Below are 6,184 nucleotides of genomic sequence, written 5' to 3' on the forward strand. Positions count from 1 at the left end.
CTAGATTATCTCGCTGACCATCTCTTCAGAGTCGAACTGGAAAGATTTTCATGTGAAGTCCTCAATCTTCTGGATGAAGAATCATGAATCGGTAGTTTCCCGAGAAGTCCTTCCTGAACTCGCAACAATAACCTTTCAGGTCACGAGCCAAGCCAGTAAGCCCTTCAGTCTCGTACTGCGATATTTCGAGGTAGACTTTCTTTCCACTGGGTAGATGTCTGAGAAACTCTCTGTAGAAGTCAAGACCATCCTTCCCGCCGTCCAGCGCAATCTGAGGTTCATGGTTTCTTACAGATGAATCCAGAGAATTAATGTCGTCTGTCCTTATATATGGAGGATTAGAAACCAGGACTTCCACATGTTCCAGAAAAGAACCTAATCCTTCTATGTTGTCCGCCTCAATGAACTTTATGTTGTGAATACCGTTCCTCCAGGCATTTTCCTCTGCTAGTGCAAGGGCATCTTTCGAAACATCTGTTGCGTAAACAATCGCGGAAGGAATATGCCTGGCCAATGCGCACGCTATTGCTCCGCTTCCTGTTCCTATATCGGCAAATACTCTTGAACTGTTTTCGCCGTCAATGACAATCTCAACCAGCTCCTCTGTCTCGTTCCTGGGTATCAAGACGCTAGGAGAGAGCTTCAGTCGAATCCCAAAAAAATCTCTGAATCCCAGCACATAATCTATCGGTTCTCCACTGGCAACTCTCTCCACCGCAGCAAGGTATGTATTGGCGAGTGGAGAGTGGATTTCTTCAGTTTTCTTGAGGATAATATCGGCTTCACTTATAGACATAATTTCCTTCGCAAGCAATAACACAACAAAGCGGGAATTATCAATTCCCGCCTCGGCCAGTTTCTTCCTGGATATCTCCGTTAATTGCTGTAACCTCAAATTCCTAGCATCTTTCTTACGTCGTCACTCGCCATCTCAGGTGTCCAGGGTGGGTCGAAGGTAAGTTCCATTTTGACTTCACCGATCCCTTCGATCTCGCTCACCTTTCTTCTTGCATCTTCTAACATAAGCCCGGCTAAAGGACACATAGGCGTCGTCATTGTCATCTTAATTCTGACGTCGTTGTTTTCTTGCACTTCCACACCGTATATCAATCCGAGGGAGACAATATCAAAACCTATTTCGAGATCGTACACTTCCCCCAGAGCTTTCATAACAACTTCTTTTGTCACACTCAATCTACTCTCCTCCATCAGTCTCGTAGTATCTCTCTACAAGAGCTTCTTCTTTGAAAGCTTTGAATTCCTGCTCTTTCCATATTCTCCAGAGCAAGTCCTCCTTCTCCACAATCAGAATTTGCCGTATCTCTTCCCTTACGTCATCAATGCCCTGAGCACCGGCCGGAGAATATGACTCAAGATAAATAACAGCATATCTGTTGTCAAGAGTCACCACTGAAGAAAGCAACTCGCCATTAGTCGGTTTGAAGAGAGATTTTACAAGCTCTGGATTCAGATTCTCAATCTCCTGTCTCGTGAAACTTCCCGACTGAACTTCTGGGAAGGTGTCGAGTACAGAAGCGGGATTAGCATCTCTAGATGCCGCCTTCCATACTGAGTAGGCTTCAGAGAAAGAATCAAACAGGAGCACTTTTAAATTGGCCCTTTCCTCCTCAATTGCATACCTGGAGGAGTTGGCCAGATAATACTGCTCAACTTCCTCTTCTGTAACAGTTGCACTTTCAGTAACAGCTTCATAGAGAGCACTGAGAACCTCTTTGTAGGCTAGATCCCTAACTACTTTCGCCTCATAGGAACTCAATCCATCGATGTATCCTTTGAGAATGTAGAAAAGATCCGCATCCGATTTCTCTATGTCCAATTCTGCGAGAGTATCCATGATCGATTTGTTGACAACGCCTCTCAGAACCTCGGTATCGGCTTCTATTCCAGCTTCCCTTGCATACTGAACAATAAGAGTCTCTTCGATCAGAGCCTCCAGAGAATTTCTTTCGTATTCCTCCAGCAGTTTCTGGCCGGCTTCAGTATTCAGAAGCATCTCTGAAAACAGAGGGTCTACCTCTTCAATCCTCTTTGATATCTCAGTATAGTTGGGCAATACTTTCGAAAGGAAAGCATCCATGGTGATAACCTCGCCATTTACCTTGGCGGCTATCCCACTTCCAGACAACTCCTCCGTCTGTGCAAGCGCTGATGCAGCGAATAAAATAATCATCAGGGCAGCGATTAGCAGCTTCTTCAATTTGTACCCTCCTTCGCTTTTTCCCACAGGTGATTGAGCTCATCTATGGTCATGCTTTCAATTTCCAGACCGTACTTCTCAATATGACTCTCCATATCTCGAAAACGGTTCACAAATTTCTCGGTTGATCTCCTCAAGGCCGATTCAGGATCTACATCAAGGAATCTCGATAGATTTGCTATCGTAAAGAGAAGATCTCCGACTTCCTCTTCAATTTTCTTCTTGTCCCTTCCCTTTATAGCACAGTCCAGCTCTTCTATCTCTTCGTTTATCTTGCTGCGTGGGCCGCTTATCTTATCCCAATCAAAACCTACGACCGAAGCATTCTCCTGAACCCTACGAGCCAGACTCAGTGCAGGAAGTGCCTTGTTGATCTTGCCTATAGAGGAACTTTCAGTCGAGTCTGCCCCCTTTTCCTTCGCTTTTAGTTCTTCCCACTGGCGATAAGAATAACCCTTTGAATCGGAAAAGACATGGGGATGCCTTCTCACGAGCTTATCTATTAGTAGCCTAACAACATCCGTAATTGTGAAGGCATTTCTCTCGGCAGCAATCTGTGAATGAAATACTACCTGAAGAAGGATATCACCAAGCTCTTCGGCAAGCTCTTCGTCATTTCCGCCATCTATGGCATCAAGCACCTCATATGCCTCTTCAATCAAATATGGTCTGAGCGTCTCATGAGTTTGTGCTATATCCCATTCACAGCCTCCGGGAGATCTCAATTTCTCCATTGTCTCAATGAGTTTTACCCATTCGCTTTCCTCATATTTCCTCTTCAATTCTTGACCTCCATTGTAGCCAACCCGGCTCTAAAAAGCCTTGCACTACTTACTTCATTTTCCTCTGACCAGCGTGAAACAAGTTCTTTGGGAATCAATTCTCGAATCGGCCTGTAAGTGAGTCTGTGCCAAGTTGTCGGTCCGAATTCCCTCAGGGCATTCAGATGCATTTCAGTGCAATAACCCTTGTGCCTTTTATAACCATACTCGGGATACAATGAATCGAGAGAATCCATAATACGATCTCTAAACACCTTTGCAATTATTGAAGCACTGGCTATCGACGAGCTTTTTTGATCTCCACGGACAATGCACTCGCCCTTCACATCCAGTCTCAGCCACTTTCCGTCAACGATTACATAATCTGGCCTTTTAGAAAGAACGCTCAGTGCCCTGTTCATTGCCAGCCTGGTTGCGGCCAAGATGTTGTAGAGATCTATCTCTTCAGGCGACGAAAGCCCAATACCTACTATTGAGTTCTCGACTATTCTTTCAAACAACGATTCTCTCACTCTTCTGCAAAGAGTTTTGGAATCGTAGACCCCTGTTACTGGATTCAGAACAATAACTGCAGCTGCTACAACGGGGCCGGCAAGAGGACCTCTTCCGGCTTCGTCTACACCAGCAATTATCTTGTGATCAACTCTGTAAGCGGCATCAAATCTAACAAGCTCAGAGTACTTTTCATCAGGTAATTTCATACTGAAATTATACATCACCATTTCGCAGGCTTCAGCACAAGATACAAACGCCACAGAATACGTGAATGAACGTAAGCAACCTGAGAATCAGTCTTAACCGCGGTAAAGATGATGATATAATCTCTTGAGTAGTAACGTTTTCTGTCAACCAATACAGAGGGTTTGGAGGTGTAGTGATGTCCGGAAATGAAATCAAAAAGGAAGACGCTGCAATTCTTGAGAAGAATCTTAGAACGATTTCTACGAGGATTAGAAGGGAAGGAAGAAAGGTTCTGAGGGACTTCCCGATCACTCCGGCCCAATTCGATGTCCTTCAGGTTCTCTTCTTCAATGGAGAAAAGAGAATGAGTGACATCAGTCGCTGGCTTGGAATAACCAAGAGCACGACAACAGGTCTTGTTAAAAGGCTAATCGATGCTGATTTGGTAGAACGAAGACGCTCCGACAAAGATAGGAGATCGTTCATAATCGACATATCCGATTCCGGAAGAACACTTATAGAGAAAGTTATCGATAGAAGAGTGGAGTACCTGAAATCGGTAATGACTGAAATAAAGTCCGATCAGGTGAAGGCTCTCGAAGTAATTGTCAAGAATCTTCTGGAGATAATGGACTCCAAGAAAGCAAACGAATAATCGTCTGGAGGTAGTTTATGAAGAGAAAGAATATTATTATAACTGGACTGGTTCTTGTTTCCCTGGCAGCAACAATCTTTGCTAGCACAGTGAGGATAAAGGGAGACACAGTCCTGGGATCTCTGCAGAAAGAGGTCTTCACTTTCATTGGAAATGTCTTTATTAACAAAGACGGAGAAATCTACGTTGAGACTCCACTAGCAACTGCGACAAAGGGTACCACTGACTGGGAGAGTTTTGTCACTGAAGGCGAAACCTTTGTAAGATTCCAAACTGGTGAGGCGACCGCCTCTTCGCTTGACTACAATCTTGAGAACTCCACCGGCACATTGCTTGAAAATGTTGAAGCAGTAATTTACTCGAAAGAGGATGATGATAAGGACATATATGTCTACAAGACTGAGATTCTCAATTTCGATCAGAAGACAGAATACTATGAGGGTTTCGCAAAGGAAACCGGGGAAGCAACGCCCGACCTGATTTTCATTGACTACAAAGGCGATCTCAATGTCGATACGCTCTACTTCGAGTATTTTGGAGATACGGGACTCCTTAATTTGAGAGGAAATGTCTTTGTTGACGATTTCAAGAACAGTCGAAAAATTTGGGCCGCTGAACTGATATACGACACAAACGACGACTCATTTGAAGGCAAAGATGTTGAGATAGAGCTTGTTTTCTAGCAGGAGGAAAGAACATGATTGACGTAAGGTTGGTTAGAGAAAACCCCGAAATTGTGAGGAGAGCTCTTGAGCAAAGGCAGATGACCTCAGAGCTGTTGGATGAGATCGTTGAAATGGAGTCGAAGAGGAGAGAGGCGCTGCAAGTTGTTGAGCAAAAAAAGGCCGAGAGAAATAGCATATCTTCGGAAATTGCCCGCGCAAAAGCAAGCAAAGACGAGAGACTTGCGCTTTCCCTTATGGAGAGAGCAAAGGAGATTTCTTCTGAAGTTAAGGAGCTTGATAACCGAACTTCTCAGATAGAAGAAGAACTGAAAGGCAAACTTCTCTATCTTCCCAATATTCCTTCGTCGACCACACCTGTTGGCAAGAGTGAGGAAGATAACGTAGTTCTTAGGACATGGGGAGAACCGAGAGAGGTCAACTTTGAGATCCGACCGCACTGGGATTACGGACCGGAAACCGGGCTTATAGACTTTGAAAGAGCCGCGAAAATATCTGGAGCGAGATTCACGATTCTTAGAAGAGACTTCGCAAGACTTGAGAGGGCCATAACTAACTTTATGCTGGACCTTCACAATTCCAAGGGATACGAGGAAGTAGCTCTTCCTTTCATGGTTAAGAGAGAAACAATGCGGGCAACCGGTCAACTCCCAAAATTTGAAGAAGAAGCTTACAGAATCGATCCCGACGATATGTTTATGATACCTACGGCAGAAGTGCCTCTTGTTTCACAACACATGGACGAGATCATCGAAGGTGATCTGCCTAAGAAATACACGGCTTACAGTGCATGCTTCAGGAGAGAGGCCGGATCGTACGGAAAGGATGTTCGTGGAATGATAAGGGTCCATCAATTTGACAAGGTGGAACTTGTCTGGTTTACTCATCCTGATGAGTCGTACGATGCGCTTGAGAATCTTACGGCCGATGCTGAAGATGTTCTCAGGAAGTTGGAACTCCCTTACCGGGTAGTCTCTCTTTGTACCGGGGATATCGGTTTTGCCTCGGCCAAGACTTTTGATCTTGAGGTTTGGTTGCCATCTTACAACACTTATAGAGAGATTTCCTCCTGCTCAAACGTCGAGGACTTCCAACCAAGACGAGCCAACATAAGGTTCAGAGACAGTGACAACAAACTGAAGTTTGTACACTGCTTGAATGGCTC

9 protein-coding genes are annotated in these 6,184 nt (G+C 44.6%); 4 read left to right on the forward strand and 5 right to left on the reverse strand.

What is annotated here, in order from left to right:
- On the forward strand, positions 1 to 87 hold an 87-nt coding region (locus ENN47_07625), incomplete at its 5' end, for an NAD-dependent protein deacylase (protein ID HDP78038.1).
- Here ENN47_07625 and prmC read toward each other — a convergent pair.
- Genes prmC through ENN47_07650 form a run of 5 tightly spaced genes read right to left on the reverse strand, consistent with a single transcriptional unit; the run spans position 62 to position 3,722 of the window.
- Positions 62 to 895, reverse strand: a complete 834-nt coding sequence (prmC, locus tag ENN47_07630; GenBank protein HDP78039.1) for a peptide chain release factor N(5)-glutamine methyltransferase — start codon at positions 893 to 895, stop codon at positions 62 to 64. The genes ENN47_07625 and prmC overlap by 26 nt on opposite strands.
- On the reverse strand, positions 892 to 1,194 hold the full coding sequence (locus ENN47_07635) for a DUF59 domain-containing protein (protein HDP78040.1): 303 nt from the start codon (positions 1,192 to 1,194) through the stop codon (positions 892 to 894). The genes prmC and ENN47_07635 overlap by 4 nt, the downstream gene beginning before the upstream one ends.
- 1 nt (position 1,195) lies before the next feature.
- Positions 1,196 to 2,191 carry a hypothetical protein gene (locus ENN47_07640; protein HDP78041.1) on the reverse strand — a complete coding sequence of 332 codons (996 nt, stop codon included), beginning with the start codon at positions 2,189 to 2,191 and terminating at the stop codon, positions 1,196 to 1,198.
- Between the two features lie 23 nt (positions 2,192 to 2,214).
- Positions 2,215 to 3,000 carry a nucleoside triphosphate pyrophosphohydrolase gene (locus tag ENN47_07645; GenBank protein ID HDP78042.1) on the reverse strand — a complete coding sequence of 262 codons (786 nt, stop codon included), beginning with the start codon at positions 2,998 to 3,000 and terminating at the stop codon, positions 2,215 to 2,217.
- The gene (locus ENN47_07650) at positions 2,997 to 3,722 is read right to left on the reverse strand and encodes a ribonuclease HII (GenBank protein HDP78043.1); all 726 of its coding nucleotides are present in this window, start codon (positions 3,720 to 3,722) and stop codon (positions 2,997 to 2,999) included. Before ENN47_07650 ends, ENN47_07645 begins: the two co-directional genes overlap by 4 nt.
- A 155-nt stretch (positions 3,723 to 3,877) precedes the next feature.
- Here ENN47_07650 and ENN47_07655 point away from each other — a divergent pair, with 155 nt between their 5' ends.
- The 3 genes from ENN47_07655 to ENN47_07665 form a co-directional block, all read left to right on the forward strand.
- On the forward strand, positions 3,878 to 4,336 hold the full coding sequence (locus tag ENN47_07655; GenBank protein HDP78044.1) for a MarR family transcriptional regulator: 459 nt from the start codon (positions 3,878 to 3,880) through the stop codon (positions 4,334 to 4,336).
- A gap of 17 nt (positions 4,337 to 4,353) precedes the next feature.
- On the forward strand, positions 4,354 to 5,019 hold the full coding sequence (locus ENN47_07660) for an OstA family protein (GenBank protein HDP78045.1): 666 nt from the start codon (positions 4,354 to 4,356) through the stop codon (positions 5,017 to 5,019).
- A gap of 14 nt (positions 5,020 to 5,033) precedes the next feature.
- Positions 5,034 to 6,184, forward strand: a 1,151-nt coding sequence (locus ENN47_07665; protein HDP78046.1) for a serine--tRNA ligase, incomplete at its 3' end; no start/stop codon positions are given.

It is taken from the genome of Mesotoga infera, from assembly GCA_011045915.1.
Classification (GTDB): Bacteria; Thermotogota; Thermotogae; order Petrotogales; family Kosmotogaceae; genus Mesotoga; species Mesotoga infera_D.

Bases quoted from the DNA above. Each gene is read 5' to 3' on its own strand.
- ENN47_07660 (HDP78045.1), top strand. From the start codon at position 4,354: ATGAAGAGAAAGAATATTATTATAACTGGACTGGTTCTTGTTTCCCTG.
- ENN47_07640 (HDP78041.1), bottom strand. From the start codon at position 2,191: ATGATTATTTTATTCGCTGCATCAGCGCTTGCACAGACGGAGGAGTTG.
- ENN47_07655 (HDP78044.1), top strand. From the start codon at position 3,878: ATGTCCGGAAATGAAATCAAAAAGGAAGACGCTGCAATTCTTGAGAAG.
- ENN47_07650 (HDP78043.1), bottom strand. From the start codon at position 3,722: ATGGTGATGTATAATTTCAGTATGAAATTACCTGATGAAAAGTACTCT.